Below are 15,839 nucleotides of genomic sequence, written 5' to 3'. Positions count from 1 at the left end.
CGTGACCGCCCGGGACCTAGCATATGATCGCGCTTCTGGTGCCCTTGCGGGAATGGCCATCGGGGACGCATTGGGAATGCCGTCGCAAACTCTGTCGCGCCCTGAAATCGTGCAACACTATGGCGAGATCACAACCTATGTTGCGCCATTCCCTGACCATCCAGTTTCACATGGCCTTCAGGCGGCGCAAGTTACAGATGACACCGAGCAGGCAATTCTGTTGGCCCAGCGGCTTGTAAAAGACGGCGATGAGTTCGATGAGGCCCAGTGGGCCCAAGACCTTTTGGATTGGGAACGCGACGTTCATGCGCGGGGCTTGCGCGATCTTTTGGGTCCGTCCTCCAAAGCAGCCCTGGCAGCGATGTTGAACGGAGAGCCTGCCAGCGAAACAGGGCGAAACGGTACGACGAATGGTGCCGCGATGCGAATAACGCCGGTTGGGGTCGCGTGCAGATGTGAACCCATGTCCGATTTTTTGGACCGCGTGGAACTGGCCTGCCGAATGACGCACAACACGGGCGAGGCCATCGCGGCGGCCGCGGCTGTTGCCACGGTTGTCAGCTGTGGCGTGGATGGGTTTGATTTCGAAGCGGCGCTCGGCCCGGCGTTGGACGCGGCAGAACAAGGACAGAAACGCGGCTATCCGGTAGGCGAGGCAAAAATGCGTCGCCGGATATCAGATGCGCTGGACCTGGCCGATCAAGGCCTGCCCGAGGCTGACTTTGCACAAGCTGTCGGAACTTCGGTCGCCTCGTTTGAATCTGTTCCGGCGGCATTTGGCATCGCACGGATGGCGGCAGGCGATGTCTGGAAAGCCGCCCGGATCGCGGCCAATATCGGTGACGACACCGATACAATCGGTGCGATTGCCGGTGCAATGACCGGAGCCTGCACAGGAATAGAGGCCATAGCGCCCGCTGTACTTGCGCCGGTTCGTGCTGCCAACTCCTTGCCCATCGAAGCGATTGCGGAACAGTTGCTTTCGCTTCGGGACTCGTCTGAGAAAAAGATGAGGGTCGCGCGATGACGAACCGACTTTTGCAAATGTCGGGTGTTGTGGCTGACCTGCTCTATCAGGTCGAAGCTGTTCCTGCGGCAGGCGAAGAAGCCATCGTCAAAGGTTTTTCAATCACACCCGGGGGCGGGTTTAACGCCATGGTGGCCGCAAAGCGCGCCGGCATGATGGTGTTCTATGGTGGCTCGATCGGGTCTGGCCCCTTTGCCAAGATCGTGCGCGAAGGTCTTAACACCGAAGGTATCCCTTTTCTGCGGTCGCAGGACCTGACGCGCGATCAGGGCTGCTGTACCGTGATGATCGACCCCCGGGGTGAGAGGACATTTGTGGCCAGCGACGGTGCCGAAGGGCACGTTACTGCCGAGGACCTCGCGCAGATCAGCTTTGCCGAGTTCGACTGGACGTTGTTGTCGGGCTACGCGCTGCACTATCCCGGCTCGCGGGATGCGTTGTGCCAGTGGCTGTCTGCAGTCGAGGGCATCAAAAATCTGGTTTTTGACCCCTCACCCATTGTCGCCTCTCTCCCTCGTGAAATGCTGCAAACAGCGCTGAAACGAGCCACTTGGGTTAGCGCAAATGCGTGCGAAGCGGCCGTTCTGTCAGGTCACACGGACCCTGTTGCCGCTGCCAAAGCGCTTGCTGCCACGCGCCCCCGTGAAGGCGGTGCGGTGGTACGGCTGGGGGAAGAAGGCTGCATTCTGGCGCTGCCCGATGCCCTTCATCATATCCCGCCTTACCGCGTTCAGGCGGTGGACACCAATGGCGCCGGGGACGCTCATATCGGCAGTTTCATCGCGCGATTGGCGCACGGAGACCCCCCAAAAGAAGCCATCACTTACGCAAACGTCGCGGCGGCGTTGTCAACGACACAACAAGGGCCGGCAACGGCCCCGACCCATGCGGTCGTGGCAGAGGCCCTAAACAAAAAAGAGGCAGGTTGATCGAGAACCAAAGCTAAAGACCATTCAACCGGGAGATCACGATGAACAAACATATCCTTTTGGCAACCACTGTTGCCCTGACAACAACGGGCGCGGCCGTTCTGGCCGACGAGATCCGAGTTCTCAACTGGCAAGGCTATGGCACCGACGAAGATTGGGCCATCGCCGCCTTTACCGAAGCCACCGGCCACACTGTCGTTCATGAATACTTCAATTCAGAACAAGAGATGCTGACCAAACTGCGGACCAACCCTGGTGCCTATGACGTAGTTCTGATCAATGCGGCCTTCACTCCGCAGGCGCAGGCAGAGGGGTTGATTGGACCTGTGGACAGTTCGTTGGTTGCAAACTTTGGTGACGTGCCCGAAAACCTTGCCGCCAATCAGGACCTCAATGCAGGTGGTGCGCTGCATGGAATGCCGTGGACCTGGGGCCTGACATCGTTTGCCGTGAACACCAACGAATTCAACGAGATGCCGACATCAATTGAAGTGTTCTGGGACTCGGCGCACGAAGGCAAGGTCTCGATCCGTGATGACGCGTTGGAAGCTGTCCAATTCGCGGCAATTGCCACAGGTCAGAACATAAACGACATTCAGGATCTCGATGCGATCGAGGCCAAGCTTGCCGAGCTGATGCCGCAGATCAAAACCTATTGGGGCTCGGAAAACGACTGGAACCAGTTCATGGCCGCGGGTGATCTGGATGTAGCTACCTTCTGGTCCGGTTCTGCCAGCCGATCAATGGCGTCCGGTTTGCCGGTACAGTTCATCGTGCCGGATGAAGGTGCAATCGGCTGGTTGGACGGCCTTTCCATCCCGACCTCATCCACCAAGAAAAAGGCAGCGCACGCTTTTATCAACTGGATGATCGATCCGGAATTCTATGTGAAATGGGCCGAAAGCGGTGCCCCGGCTTCGGCCAACGCAAAAGCCGCCGCTGCGCTGCCTGATGACGCCTTCAACAAGCGCATTCTGGGGGATCCCGCCGTTGTAGCGCGTGTCCAGTTCCAGCGCCCGGTTTCCGATGAAAACCGCGAAAAATACCTTGAGCTTTGGCAAGGGTTGAAAGCCGCCCAGTAAGCGTAAGCGCCCAAAGGAGAAAGCAGACATGTCAACGATTCTCGCCCGGCAAGACAGGCTAAAGATCGTCAGCTTGCTTTCTCCGGCCTATATTTGGCTGACGGTGGCGATTTTCTTGCCGCTGTCAGCGATGCTTTACTTCAGTTTTCTGTCCGACGTGCCATTTGGCGATGCCGAATGGCATTATACGTCAGAGAACTATCAGGCCTTTTTCCAAACATCGACCTACGCGACATTGCTGTGGAAATCCATAAAACTGGGCCTGACTGTGACGGTGATTTCCGTGCTGGTCGGTTTTCCCTGCGCTTATGTTCTGGCCAAGGCCATTAAGGGCAAGTCACGCGAAGCGCTGTTCCTTCTGGTCATCCTGCCCTTCTGGTCCAATTCTCTGGTCCGGATCTTCTCCTGGGCCATCGTTTTGCGCGGAAACGGGGTGCTAGAGCTGGGCCTGAATGCGATCCTGCCATTCGAGGTCGATGTGAACCTAATGTTCTCGACCCCTGCAATCGTAATCGGCCTAGTACATTCGTACCTGCCCTACGTGATCCTGACGTCTTATCTGGCGCTACAAGCCATCGACGACAATCTGATTGACGCGGCCCGATCAATGGGCGCGAACAAACTGACCATCCTGTGGCGCATCATCCTGCCCCTGTCCCTGCCGGGACTTCTGGCAGGTGCAGTGCTGATTTTTGTCCCCGTCGTCGGCTCATTCATGGAGCCACGCATATTGGGTGGACGCGTCGGAACCTACTTTGGCACCGTCATCGAGGATCAGTTCGTGGCCGTTTTCAATTGGCCATTGGGGGCTGCGCTATCCTTCATTCTGCTAGCGGTGGTTTTGGTGATCCTGGCAACCGCAAGCCCTGTACTGCGGAGGGCGCAGACATGAGGAACTCCTATCTGGTTTTAGCAGGCAAGATTTGGCTGGGGTTGATCCTGTTCTTTCTCTACGCGCCGATCATTGTCATGGCTTTCATGTCCTTCAATGCATCCCAATATTATCAACTGCCCTTTGAGTTTTCGCTGAAATGGTACGAAAAACTGGGCCAGAATACCGAAATCCTGAATGCGGCCACCCGCTCGGTCCTGATCGCCCTAGCCACAACGATTATTGCCACAATCTTGGGCACAGCCGCCTCGCTGGCCCTGTTCCGGTTCGAGTTTCGCGGCAAGCGGTTCCTGCAAGTGATGCTGTTCCCGCCGATCGCAATTCCATGGCTGATCACCGGCACGGCAATGCTGATCTTCTTTTATGGCGTCGGACTTGGCCGCGGAACGCCTTCGGTTCTGATCGGCCATGTCGCCCTGGCCCTGCCTTACGTGATCGTTGTCGTCAGCGCCCGCTTGGCCACATTTGATCCTACGTTGGAGGAGGCCGCACGATCCATGGGGGCCGACAGCTGGACCGTGACACGCCGCGTCACCCTACCCTGGATCGCCTCGGGGATTATCGCGGGTGCGCTGTTTGCCTTTGCGGTCAGCTTTGATCAGTTCGTCGTATCCTACTTTCTCTCCGAACCCGGAGACAGCACGTTGCCTGTGTTGATTTACACGTCGATCCGCAAAGGCTTTACACCGGAAATCAACGCGATCTCGACAATTATCATCGTAATCTCGATGGCCGTGATGCTGTTTGCGGCCCGGTTCTCAAACTTCGGAGGAGAACGCTGATGGCTGATGTTTCTGTTCAAAACGTCACCAAAACCTTTGGGACGCTCAAGGCGTTGAACGACGTCACAATGCACTTCCCGGATGGTGGATTTTTTGCGCTTCTCGGCCCATCGGGTAGCGGTAAGACGACGTTGCTGCGCGCCATTGCGGGCTTTATTTTTGCGGATAGCGGCTCGATCCACATTGGGGATCAGTCGGTCGAACACGTTCCCGTAGAAAAGCGCGACATCGGGATGATGTTTCAGAACTATGCACTGTTTCCGAACATGACCGTCGCCGACAATGTGGGCTTTGGCTTGCGCGTGCGAAAAGTGGGCGCAGCTGAGGAACGCCGCGGCGTCGGCGAAGCGCTGGAATTGGTTCAACTTGGGCACCTTGGTGACCGCAAGCCCCACCAGCTGTCCGGCGGCCAGCGACAGCGGGTTGCTTTGGCGCGCGCAATTGTCACGAATCCAAAAGTGCTTCTACTGGACGAACCTTTGTCCGCCTTGGACAAATCCTTGCGCATCGACATGCAGATCGAGTTGAAGCGCATTCAGCGCGAGATTGGCATTACTACGATCTTTGTGACCCACGATCAGGAAGAGGCGCTGACTTTGTCAGACAAGATCGGCATCCTCAGACAAGGCACCATGATTCAGGCCGGCCCGCCACGCGAGGTTTACAATAATCCTGTCGACGTCTTCACCGCCGAATTCCTGGGAGAAGCCAATATCCTGACCGGACAACTGGCCGCCGAAGGCGCGAGCATCAAGCTGCCAAATGGCGCCACTCCGCAATCGACCTTGGCCGTAAGACCCGAGAACATGAGCATATCAAACTCAGAACCTGACGGCGACGAGATATCAAAACTCCCCGCAACTTTGGTGCGTCGCATCTTCGCCGGTGCAATGGCGACCTGCGTTCTGGAATACAACAACAACACGTTCAAGGTCATCGCGCGCGATCAGGACATCCCGGATTTACCAGAAGGTGGCCAGATTTGGCTGAGCTGGAAGCCCGAGCACACAATCGTTGTACCGAACGAGTGAGACAAATCCTATCGGCTGATCTTCATCGGCAATATCAGCCCCCAAGGGGTTTGCCGCGCAGGACCGAATGCAGCAAGACCAGCCTTCTTATACGCTGCATTCGCACGCGCATTATCAGGATGTGGATCAGTCGCGACAACCGGGGCACCGGCAACAAATAACCGATTGATGTGCTCTGAAATAAAGGCCGGGCCATGCCCACACCCTATCAGGTCGGGCTCACCAATGAATTGATCGATCCCCCGAGACCCCGGCGGCAGAGAATAAAAATGGTGATCGTCCCAGCCATGAACGGTGTAGTCTTGAATATAGGCGAAGGGGCGTTCCGCAAGTGACACGATCCACCGTTCAACACGCCTGTCCTCTAATTCCTTGACCGTGCTCGGCTCATCGGAATCCCACCACTCACGAACATGCGGGCGGGACTGCCAAACCGACATCATCTCAAAATCCGCCGGTGTTACTTTGCGAAATGCGTATCGATTTGAAGACGTCATGGCGAACAATAGCAAAATAACGGAGGTATGGGGCACATATCGTCAGATATTTGCGCCCGACACCCTTTGACAACCGCCCCGCCTCACCGCATCGTCCCGCTATGAACTATCCTTCCAACCACCCCCAAAGACCCGACGACTCTGACGCAGGAATTGAGGTCACGGATGACTTTGAACGCTTTCAACAGCGCAATGACATTTTTACCCGAGCATTCTGGGATGAACGAATTCGCACCAAACAAACCGACGCTTTCTTTGCCTCATACCGGATGGAGGCGACCCCCAGGCGTGGTGACGGTTTCACCCAACGCGACTTTGCGCTCAGAAATGCGGCTTGGCTGATTTCAGATTTGATCTCGGAACGCGGGGGCGAAACCGGCAGACGCGAGGGCTTTCAAGCACCTATCAACAACGACACACCGGTCGCCCCAACGCAGCAAGAGGTCGACGATCCTGTTGCGATGGCAAATGAAATCAAACGCATCGCAAAATTCTTTGGGGCGGATCTTTGCGGCATCACGGATCTGGACACACGCTGGCTCTATGCCACCCGCGTGGACACCCGGGATTTCTCGGACGCGCCCAATGACCTGCCAGAAGGCATGACATCGGTCATTGTGATGGGCCATCAGATGGATGAGGACCTCGTCGCCACCTATCCCTCTGCCCTGGCAGGGGCCGCCACCGGGCGTGAATATTCCCACGAAGCCAGCATAGTTATGCAGCTTGCAGCCTATATCAGGAATTTGGGCTATGAGGCCACGGCTTCGATGAACGACACCGGCCTTGTGATCCCCTATGCGATCAAGGCGGGATTGGGCGAATATGCCCGTAACCAGATGGTGATAACACCGGAATTCGGTCCGCGTTTGCGGTTCTCGAAGGTGTTTACCAACCTCCCGCTGGCCCATGATGCATCTAAACCCTTGGGCGTCCGTGCGTTTTGCGACATCTGCACCAAATGCGCCGATGCCTGTCCTGTCAAAGCGCTCCCCTACGGTCCACCAGAAACGACCGATGATCCTTCGGCCATCAAAGGCGTGCGTAAGTGGACCTCTGACGCTGCAAAGTGTTTTGGATTTTGGGCCAAACTGTCATCTGACTGCGCGATTTGCATGCGCGTCTGTCCATTCAACCGCGATTTTTCGACGTGGCGTCACCGTATCTGGTTAAAGCTGGCTCTCTCACCATTTCGCAAATTCGCCCTCTGGCTTGATCGCAACCGCGGAAAACGCACAAATCCAGCTGATTGGTGGAATAGACCTTGATCGCGAACCGGGTAGATGTTTCGGACATAGAACCATGTATGCGCCGCTTGTTGGGCCTACCGGAAGCGACCTGATATGATAGGCACTTCACGCATTTGGATTTATTCGCACGACTTCTCCATGACACCTGACAGGAAGTGCTCGGTGGGCTCAGATTTACTTTGATCATTCTGAGTTTTGATCAAACCAAGGTCCGACTACTACAATTCGTTGAGACACGTCGCAGGGGTTCTCAGTGTTTGCAGTTCAACTGATCAGAGTTGCCTTCAATCTCTGATGAGATGAACGATGAGACGCACCATGTTCAATTTGCAATCATAATTGCCAAGTGAATCCTGTCGCTTCTTCCGAAACGTCCCACAGTTTTGTCATGACCGCATTGTCGTAAGCATGAGCATGCAGTGTACCTTTGCCAACCGGGCCCACGAATTCCATAAGGCCGGTTGGTTCAAAAAGCGCAAGCTGTTCCAAACCGTACTCGGTCGCGCACATGACTTCTGGCCAGGACCCCTTTTCGGCCGATTGCATGATCGGTAAAAGCGACATGAAGCCGAATATGATCCGCGTCGCTCGGTTTCCGCTGGTCGTGACAAGGGATGTCCGCGAGGCACCGGGATAGCAGACATAGACCTCGACGTTGGCTCTACCCACCGCCTCCAGCCGATCCTGCAACTCATAGGCAAACATCTTTTGTGCCAGCTTGCTCTGACAATAGGTCCGGTTCTGATGATAATTCTGATCCCAGTTCATGTCTTCAAACTGGATCGTTTTAGTGCCCATATTGCAGCCCAGACTACTGACCACAACGATCCGACCATTCGAGGCGTCGATCCGCTCAAAAAGCAATCCGCACAGCAAGAAGAGGCCATAATGGTTTGTACCCAGCATACTCTCATGGCCGTCCTTGGTGAATTGCTGCGTGGGCACCTGTGCGATCGCTGCGTTGCAGATATTCCAGTATGCTGAAAGAGTGGCGAAAGCAACGCAGGATGAGCCAGCTGGACCTGGCGATCGAAGCCGAGGTCAGCGCGCGCCACATCTCCTTTCTTGAAACCGGGCGGTCTTGGCCCAGCCCGGATATGATCCTTCATCTGTCGGAGGTCTTGAACCATCTAGTCGAAACCCGAGACCAGATGATGCACGCCGAAGGGTTGATCCACCGGTAGCAGACCTTGAACAGCAAGCTGAAATGCCGCGGTAGCAGCCCGGGTTGCCGACGTTCGCTGCAAGGGCACAGTTTTGATACAGTTCTCAAATTTACCTGGGGCGGTCTGGCTCGTTGCGCGCGCGCGTGATCAAGTTTTCTATTTCGTTCATTACTTCAACCGGCAAAGCACCAAAAGTCAGCGCTCCTGAAATGCCTTCAATTTGTTCTTCTGTCCGAGCGCCTGGAATCGGTACGTATGTTTCAGATTGGCCCCATATCCACCCGAGAGCCCCCTGCACAAGCGTTCGACCATTTGTGGTCAGCAAATCCCGAACCGCTTCGAGTTTTTGCATGAAATCAGGGTTTACCCTTCCATCCTTGTAGTACTCCATCCAGCTTTCGCCGGATGCGCGCACATCGTCCGGCGCCATGATACTGTTCTGATCGTACTTGCCCGAGAGTAACCCCATCGCAAGAGGTGAGCGGATGAGGGATAATAGCCCTTTCTCTTGGACAACCTGTTGCATGCGGGGCGCATCGAAAAAGACGTTCAACACGTATTCTACCGCCTCAAAACCATCTCGGATTGAGGCCGCCCGGGCGTTTTGTGAATGGTCGGTGCTCCAACCATAAGCGCGCAACTTGCCGGCCTCTTTAAACCGGTCTAGTTCGTCAAACACCGCCTCGGCCTGGGCAACTCGCATATCGTTCACATGTAACAGCAAGAGATCGATCCGATCCCTTCCCAGCCGCGACAGGCACCCGTCTAAAGCAGGGCCAACCTGGTCCGGGGTGAAAGGGTCAAACGAGATCTGCTTGCTTGCCTCATCGATCCCAACCCCAATCTTTGTGACAACTAGGGCTTCGGGCCGGTGCTTTAACGCTTTGCCCAACAAACGTTCCGAATGCCCGGCACCATAGGCGGCAGCGGTGTCAAACAATGTAATCCCACCATCCAGAGCGGCGTGGATCGTGCGAATGGAGCTTCCGTCATCTGATCGTGTGTATCCCAGCGACTGATCGCCCCAATACATCTTGCCGCCGATCGGCCAGCATCCCATGCCAAGGGGTGAGACTTCGGTTTCGAGAAAGTTCATCTGTGGGCCTCCTAACTGATCCTCAGGAAAAAACGCCATCACAGTCTTTTCATCAACAACACAGAGTGTAATCTTTGTTTCATGCATGAAAGTAACTTTGACTGGGATAACCTGCGGCTTTTCCTTGCGGTTGCCAGAGCGGGTGGGCTTGGGCCAGCAGCTGATCAGACTGGCAAGAGCGCCCCCACCCTGGGACGACGCATGATCGAGCTTGAGCGCAATCTGGGAAGCGAGTTGTTTCACCGCAAACCGCGAGGGTATGACCTGACTGAAGATGGGCAAGCGCTTTTGAAGAAGGTCGAAAGCATCGAAGCGCGCGTCCTGCCCGTCACCGAAAGCAGCCTTGCCACTGCACCGCCGTTAGTAAAAATTTCAGCTGGAACATGGGTAACCAAGGTTTTGATCGGTGCGGTCGGTAAACTTAAGGGGTCAATGCCGGTTCGGTTGCGGTTCATCTCGTCAGAAGAGGTGTTGAAGATCGGACACCGGGAAGCCGCGATCGGCATTCGAAACCACCGACCAGAAGAGATCGGTCTGGCGGGTCGCAAGATCGGGCGGGTTCGATTTGCGGTCTATGCTACGGATGACAGCGTTTCGAACTGGGCGCGGGTTATGGCCAACACGCCTTCCGCAAAATGGCTGAGGACGCATTCGCAAAACGACGACGCCATCGAAGTGACGGCGCCGCAAAATGCGCTGGAGCTTGCAAAAGCAGGATTGGCTCGCGCGGTTCTGCCCACCTTCATCGGAAACACGCAACAGGGCCTTAAACCTGTGTCACCTCTGATCGATGATCTGGAGCATGACCAGTGGTTGGTCACGCATCATGAAGACCGGTTTCTTGCAGAGGTGCGGCATGTCATTGACCGCGCCCAAGCCGTGATGTCGGAAGCTTGTGAAAACGGGTGAACGGAGGCTGCAGATGTCTATTCTCCCAACCGTTCCATCAACCGGGCATAGGCTGTCTGCCCGCGCCGGAAGGTTGGCAGACGAAAGAACTCGTCCGGGGCATGTTGGTTTTCATCCTCATGTCCGAACGCGAACATGACGGCGTGCAAACCCAGCTCGTCCAGCAAGGTCGACATCACAGGGATCGAGCCCCCAACTCGGGTTTTGTACGCGGGCTTGCCATAAACCTCTTCGAGAACCTGACCCGCGATGGCAGTTGCGTTGTGTCCGGCCGGTACAAGGAACGGGTCCGCGCGGCCAGGGTTGCGCGATACCTGAGCGGTCACACCCGGAGGGCAGTGAGCCTCGACATGGGCGGAGATCAGATCAAAGACCTTTTCGGGATTTTGATTGGCGACCAAGCGACATGTGATCTTGGCCGAGGCAATTGCGGGCAAAACGGTCTTTGTGCCTTCACCTTGCCAACCGCTGGTCAGGCCATTGACCTCTAGCGTTGGACGGGCCCAGAGATTTTCGCGCGTTGTGTATCCTGGCTCACCCAGCGTTGCCGGGGCGCCTGTCTGGGTAAGATAGGCTGCTTCGTCCCATGGCACCCTTGCAATTGCAGCGCGGTCCTCATCCGTCAATTCGACAACATCGTCATAGAAGCCGTCCACCGTGATACGTCCATCGGTAGATTTCATGCTCGCCAACAGCTGGGCCAACGCCATCGCGGGGTTAGCGACACCGCCGCCATGCATACCAGAGTGCAGATCGGATTTCGCGCCTTGAACCGAGATCTCAAGCGAAGTAAGCCCCTTCAGACCCAGAACCAGTTGCGGCGTTTTGGTATCCCACTGACTGCCATCGGCGGAAAAGATCATATCAGCATGCAGCCGGTCGAGATTCGCCTCTATAAAAGGCGGCAAGTCGGGGGATCCAATCTCTTCCTGGCCCTCAAAGAAGAACCGCACATTGATTGGCAGTTTTCCGGTATCTGCCAACAAAGCCTCAGCGGCAAGGATCGGGATGAACATTGCACCCTTGTCGTCGGTCGCCCCGCGCCCGTAAATCCGATCTCCACGGATCGTCGGCTCGAACGGAGGTGATGACCAGAGATCGAAGGGCTCGGCAGGTTGCACGTCAAAATGGCCATATATCAGGATTGTAGGCGCATCGGATCCGGCATGCAGCCAATCAGCACAGACCACCGGATGTCCTGCTGTCTCCATCATCTCAACGTTTTCCATTCCCGCCGCGACCAACCGATCAACGACCCACTGCCCGGCCTTTCGAACATCGCCCGCGTTTTCGGGTTTGGCTGAAACCGATGGAATACGAATGAAGTCGCAAAGCTCTTCGACAAAACGCGATTGGTTTATGTCAAGATATTCGGTCCAGCTCATTCCATGTCCTAACTGAGGTTGGCGCTTAACATACGAAACTGGGCGTGGCCTGCAAGCCTACGGAAGACACCTAATATTCGTAACAACCCGAAATAGACTGGCGATACTAGGTGGGCCCATCCCGCACGTTCATCCACACTTAGGAATGCTGCGTTATTTCCCCATTGCTGCCATTCGCTGCGGTCGCATAGTCTGGGCTTGTTCGAACTCGCAGATCGCGATCAAAGCGGGCGCTAAAGTGCCCTAGGATTAGGAACTAAATCATCCATGCTCAATTGCAGAACCACTCGGCTTTTCGCCGTTTTTGACTGTTAATCTGAGATCGATCTCGGGAGCCACTCCAAATGCTCAAGTATTGGTTTCAAGCTATAAAGATCGAAAATGTACGGCTAGCTGGCAGCGAACATTGGCGTTTGCCGCCCTACGATCCGTGATGGAGTTTGCCTGCCTTGAACGGGGCTAGACTCTCTTGGAACTGCTCGATGAACTCTAGCGTCACCAATGACGGGTGCTTCAAAATCGGACGCACAAGGGAAAGCGTATGTGACAAGAGCGGTTTGAAGGGTCGGTAGCTCAATCCGTCGTCTGCATATTGGACGGCGTCCAACTCGCTGACCACGGAAATTCCGACACCTTTTACAACCAACTCACAAGCCGCCGTGAACTGTCTGACTTCGATGTGGGAATTCAGTTTGACGTTGGCATTTTGAAACGCTTTTGAAAGCTGTCCAAAAAAGTCACTGTCGCGCCTTGTGTGAATAATCTTGGCATTCGCAAGATCCCTAGGTGACACCTCGGAGAGTTCTTCCAACTCATGCCCGGTAGGAAACACGCAAACTGTACGGACATCGACGTCTCTGCTTTCGACGGCCGGATGCCCGTTAAAACTATCTGTGATTCCGAAATCATATTGCTCACCGATCATCCACTCGAGGATGCGTTCCGGTCTGTCTGGTTCGATCGTCATTGTTACACCTGGCCGATCTTCTAAAAACTTGGCGATGACGTTGGGAAGGTGACTGGTGGCGAACCCAGGCAAACATGCGATGCGGATGTGTCCCGCTTTGCGTTGCGTTATGTCCTGACTGACATCCGAGATTTGTTTCATCAGTTCCAAAACACGCTCTACGCTGGGTTGCAGATAACGCACCTCCTGTGAAGGTACTAAGCGACCTTCACGGCGATCAAAAAGTTGAAAGCCAAGCGATTTTTCCAGATCAGAAAGCAGTCGGCTGACCGCAGGCTGGCTTATCCCAAGATCCGTAGCTGCGGCAGTGACCGACCCATTTGTAGAAACTGCCATGAGCGCTTCCAATTGGCGGATCCTCAAAGTTTGACTCATGCTTTAAACTTGGTTCGTTGTTTGCTTTGTAGGTTTATAATGTAATGTTATGTTTTTCTCAAAAATTAAATGCTTGAATTATAAAATTGTAACGTTAACGTCGTGAAATCGTCATGTGTGCTGATTACGCGTTGCGGTCGGTATTCAACGAAGCATCAACATTGATGCATGGGAGGAATCATGAATAAGCAATTTCTCGGCGCTCTCGCCGTAACTACTGCGTTGTCCCCCGTGGCGGCGATGGCCCAAACTGAAGTTCAGTTCTGGCACGCCTTCACCGGCCGACTGGGTGAGCTTGTCAAAGCGCAGGTCGAAGAGTTCAACGCCAGCCAGGATGAGTTCGTCGTGGTCGAAAGCCACAAAGGCAATTACTCGGAAACTCTGAACGCAGGTATTGCGGCTTTCCGCGCCGGTGAGCAGCCCCACATTCTAATGGTTTTCGAAGTGGGCACTGCAACGATGATGTCGGCCGAAGGTGCGATCAAACCCGTCTTTGAAGTGATGGCTGAAAGCGGTGCATCGTTTGATCCTGACGCGTACATTGGCGCAGTCAAAGGGTACTATACTACAACGGACGGAGAAATGCTCTCACTGCCTTTCAACTCGTCTACACCGGTTCTGTGGGTAAATCGCGATGCCTTCGAAGCGGCGGGTGTTGATCCGGACACAGATCTATCGACCTGGGAAAAGGTTGGCGACGTACTTGAGCAGCTTAAGGCTGGTGGCGAGGACTGCCCGCTGGTGACGGCATGGCAAAGCTGGATTCACCTCGAGAACCTGTCGGCCTATCACGACGTTCCATTCGCATCGCAGGACAACGGTTTTGCCGGTCTGGATACTGAACTGATGTTGAACGGTCCGGCGCAGGTCGCGCACCTGACAGCAATGGGTGACTGGGCCAAGGATGGCAAGTTCATCTATACCGGGCGCAGAAATGAAGGTGGTGCAAACTTCCGGGCTGGCGAATGCGCATTGTTTACCGAAAGTTCGGCCGGTTACGCTGGCATCAGCTCCGAAGCCGAGTTCAAATTCGATGTGCGTCCGCTGCCCTATTGGGAAGCCTTGGTGAGCGAGCCGCAGAACACCATTATCGGTGGCGCTTCGCTTTGGGTGATGGAAGGCCACGATCCTGAAGCATATAAGGGCGTGGGTGAATTCCTCAGCTTCCTATCATCGTCGGGCGTACAGGCTTCGTGGCACCAGAATACTGGTTATCTGCCGATCACGGCGGACGCAGGCGATGTTACGCGAGCTGCAGGTTTCTATGAGCAAAACCCCGGTACTGATATCGCTGTAATCCAGATGACAGCGAAAGAGCCGACGGCCAATTCAAAAGGTCTGCGTTTGGGTTCGTTCGACCAGATTCGCGGCATCATTGACGAAGAGCTTGAGGCAATCTGGTCCGGCGAAAAAACCGCTCAGGAAGCGATGGACAGCGCGAAAGAGCGCGGTGACGCGCTGCTGCGCCGGTTCGAATCCGCCAATCAATAAGACCTAACTCAAAGCGGGCCTGTTTAGGGCCCGCATTTTCTTTATTCGGTGGTTTATCGGGATGGAAAAACGCGTCACCTTTCGCGGCTGGCTGTTGCCACTGGCGCTAATCGCCCCGCAGGTCATCATTTCCGCTGTATTCTTTTTCTATCCGGCGGGGCAGGCTGTTTGGCAATCTTTGTTCATACCTGACCCCTTTGGTCTGTCGTCCCAGTTCGTGGGACTCGGTAACTTTGAATTCCTGCTGAGCGATAAATTCTACCGAGCCTCTTTCGTAACGACGGCGGTGTTTTCAACGCTTGTCACCCTATGCTCGATGATCCCGGCGTTGTTTCTGGCGGTCATCGCAGACCGCCTGATCAAAGGATCGGGCGTTTATCGTACGCTGCTGATCTGGCCTTATGCCGTTGCCCCTGCGGTCGCAGGTGTGCTGTGGCTGTTCATGTTCAACACACGCGTGGGCGTTGTGTCATGGTACCTCAGCCAGCTTGGCTATGACTGGAACCACGTCCTGAACGACACCGAAGCCATGGGGTTGGTCGTCGTCGCCTCGGCCTGGGGCCGCATCAGCTATAACTTCCTGTTTTTCTTTGCAGCGCTTCAATCCGTACCACGCTCGGTCATAGAAGCGGCGGCAATCGACGGCGCGCATTTCTGGCGCCGGTTCTTCACCATTGTGCTGCCGCTGTTGTCACCAACCGCGTTCTTCTTGCTGGTGGTGAACGTTGTCTATGCCTTCTTTGAGACTTTCGGTGTTATCCACACGATTACCGGAGGCGGCCCGCAGCAGGCGACGACGATCCTGGTCTACAAGGTCTTCTCAGACGGGTTTGTGGGGCAGGATCTCGGATCGTCTTCGGCACAATCGGTAATCCTATTGATTGTCGTGGGTCTGTTGACCGTAATCCAGTTCAAATACGTGGAAAAGAGGGTGCATTACTGATGGCTGCCCAACAACAC

At 55.2% G+C, this 15,839-nt stretch carries 16 protein-coding genes; 11 read left to right on the top strand and 5 right to left on the bottom strand.

Going from position 1 to position 15,839, the window contains the following annotated elements:
* Position 1 precedes the first annotated feature (1 nt).
* The 6 genes from ACR0NN_RS12470 to ACR0NN_RS12445 are packed head-to-tail and all read left to right on the top strand — an operon-like array spanning position 2 to position 5,743.
* Positions 2-1,027, top strand: coding sequence for an ADP-ribosylglycohydrolase family protein (locus tag ACR0NN_RS12470; RefSeq protein ID WP_170723861.1), 1,026 nt, complete (start codon positions 2-4; stop codon positions 1,025-1,027).
* Positions 1,024-1,956 carry a PfkB family carbohydrate kinase gene (locus tag ACR0NN_RS12465; RefSeq protein WP_170723860.1) on the top strand — a complete coding sequence of 311 codons (933 nt, stop codon included), beginning with the start codon at positions 1,024-1,026 and terminating at the stop codon, positions 1,954-1,956. The genes ACR0NN_RS12470 and ACR0NN_RS12465 overlap by 4 nt, the downstream gene beginning before the upstream one ends.
* Before the next feature lie 41 nt (positions 1,957-1,997).
* Positions 1,998-3,038 carry an extracellular solute-binding protein gene (locus ACR0NN_RS12460; protein WP_170723859.1) on the top strand — a complete coding sequence of 347 codons (1,041 nt, stop codon included), beginning with the start codon at positions 1,998-2,000 and terminating at the stop codon, positions 3,036-3,038.
* Positions 3,039-3,066: 28 nt separating this feature from the next.
* A complete protein-coding gene (locus ACR0NN_RS12455; protein ID WP_170723858.1) occupies positions 3,067-3,930 on the top strand; it encodes an ABC transporter permease in 864 nt (287 codons plus the stop codon).
* The gene (locus ACR0NN_RS12450; protein ID WP_170723857.1) at positions 3,927-4,712 is read left to right on the top strand and encodes an ABC transporter permease; all 786 of its coding nucleotides are present in this window, start codon (positions 3,927-3,929) and stop codon (positions 4,710-4,712) included. The genes ACR0NN_RS12455 and ACR0NN_RS12450 overlap by 4 nt, the downstream gene beginning before the upstream one ends.
* A complete protein-coding gene (locus ACR0NN_RS12445) occupies positions 4,712-5,743 on the top strand; it encodes an ABC transporter ATP-binding protein (protein ID WP_170723856.1) in 1,032 nt (343 codons plus the stop codon). The genes ACR0NN_RS12450 and ACR0NN_RS12445 overlap by 1 nt, the downstream gene beginning before the upstream one ends.
* An 8-nt stretch (positions 5,744-5,751) precedes the next feature.
* Here the strand turns inward: ACR0NN_RS12445 and ACR0NN_RS12440 are convergent, their stop codons facing one another.
* Entirely contained in the window at positions 5,752-6,240 is a 489-nt protein-coding gene (locus ACR0NN_RS12440; RefSeq protein WP_170723855.1) for a GNAT family N-acetyltransferase, read from the bottom strand.
* A gap of 101 nt (positions 6,241-6,341) precedes the next feature.
* Between ACR0NN_RS12440 and ACR0NN_RS12435 the strand changes: the two genes are divergently transcribed.
* Positions 6,342-7,508: a 4Fe-4S double cluster binding domain-containing protein gene (locus ACR0NN_RS12435; RefSeq protein ID WP_170723854.1), complete on the top strand. Its 1,167-nt coding sequence runs from the start codon at positions 6,342-6,344 to the stop codon at positions 7,506-7,508.
* 315 nt (positions 7,509-7,823) lie between these two features.
* Here ACR0NN_RS12435 and ACR0NN_RS12430 read toward each other — a convergent pair whose 3' ends face one another.
* Entirely contained in the window at positions 7,824-8,444 is a 621-nt protein-coding gene (locus ACR0NN_RS12430) for an SDR family NAD(P)-dependent oxidoreductase (protein WP_480684897.1), read from the bottom strand.
* 23 nt (positions 8,445-8,467) lie between these two features.
* On the opposite strand from ACR0NN_RS12430, the gene ACR0NN_RS12425 reads away from it, so the two are divergent.
* Positions 8,468-8,674, top strand: coding sequence for a helix-turn-helix domain-containing protein (locus tag ACR0NN_RS12425; RefSeq protein WP_480684789.1), 207 nt, complete (start codon positions 8,468-8,470; stop codon positions 8,672-8,674).
* A 91-nt stretch (positions 8,675-8,765) separates the two neighbouring features.
* Here ACR0NN_RS12425 and ACR0NN_RS12420 read toward each other — a convergent pair whose 3' ends face one another.
* Positions 8,766-9,752 (bottom strand): aldo/keto reductase, encoded by a 987-nt coding sequence (locus ACR0NN_RS12420; protein ID WP_170723852.1) that lies wholly within the window; start codon positions 9,750-9,752, stop codon positions 8,766-8,768.
* A gap of 81 nt (positions 9,753-9,833) precedes the next feature.
* Between ACR0NN_RS12420 and ACR0NN_RS12415 the strand changes: the two genes are divergently transcribed.
* Positions 9,834-10,661 (top strand): LysR family transcriptional regulator, encoded by an 828-nt coding sequence (locus ACR0NN_RS12415; protein ID WP_170723851.1) that lies wholly within the window; start codon positions 9,834-9,836, stop codon positions 10,659-10,661.
* 17 nt (positions 10,662-10,678) lie between these two features.
* Here ACR0NN_RS12415 and ACR0NN_RS12410 read toward each other — a convergent pair whose 3' ends face one another.
* Positions 10,679-12,046, bottom strand: coding sequence for a dipeptidase (locus ACR0NN_RS12410; RefSeq protein WP_170723850.1), 1,368 nt, complete (start codon positions 12,044-12,046; stop codon positions 10,679-10,681).
* A 421-nt stretch (positions 12,047-12,467) separates the two neighbouring features.
* Positions 12,468-13,388, bottom strand: a complete 921-nt coding sequence (locus ACR0NN_RS12405) for a LysR substrate-binding domain-containing protein (RefSeq protein WP_170723849.1) — start codon at positions 13,386-13,388, stop codon at positions 12,468-12,470.
* 180 nt (positions 13,389-13,568) lie between these two features.
* On the opposite strand from ACR0NN_RS12405, the gene ugpB reads away from it, so the two are divergent.
* Together ugpB and ugpA are read left to right on the top strand one after the other, a co-directional pair.
* The gene (gene ugpB / locus ACR0NN_RS12400; protein ID WP_170723848.1) at positions 13,569-14,879 is read left to right on the top strand and encodes a sn-glycerol-3-phosphate ABC transporter substrate-binding protein UgpB; all 1,311 of its coding nucleotides are present in this window, start codon (positions 13,569-13,571) and stop codon (positions 14,877-14,879) included.
* Positions 14,880-14,940: 61 nt separating this feature from the next.
* The gene (gene ugpA / locus ACR0NN_RS12395; protein ID WP_008758537.1) at positions 14,941-15,822 is read left to right on the top strand and encodes a sn-glycerol-3-phosphate ABC transporter permease UgpA; all 882 of its coding nucleotides are present in this window, start codon (positions 14,941-14,943) and stop codon (positions 15,820-15,822) included.
* Positions 15,823-15,839: the final 17 nt, after the last annotated feature.

Source organism: Ruegeria sp. BA2, from assembly GCF_056539605.1.
The sequence above is the reverse complement of the archived record's forward strand: the minus strand, read 5'-3'. Positions and strand labels throughout refer to the sequence as shown.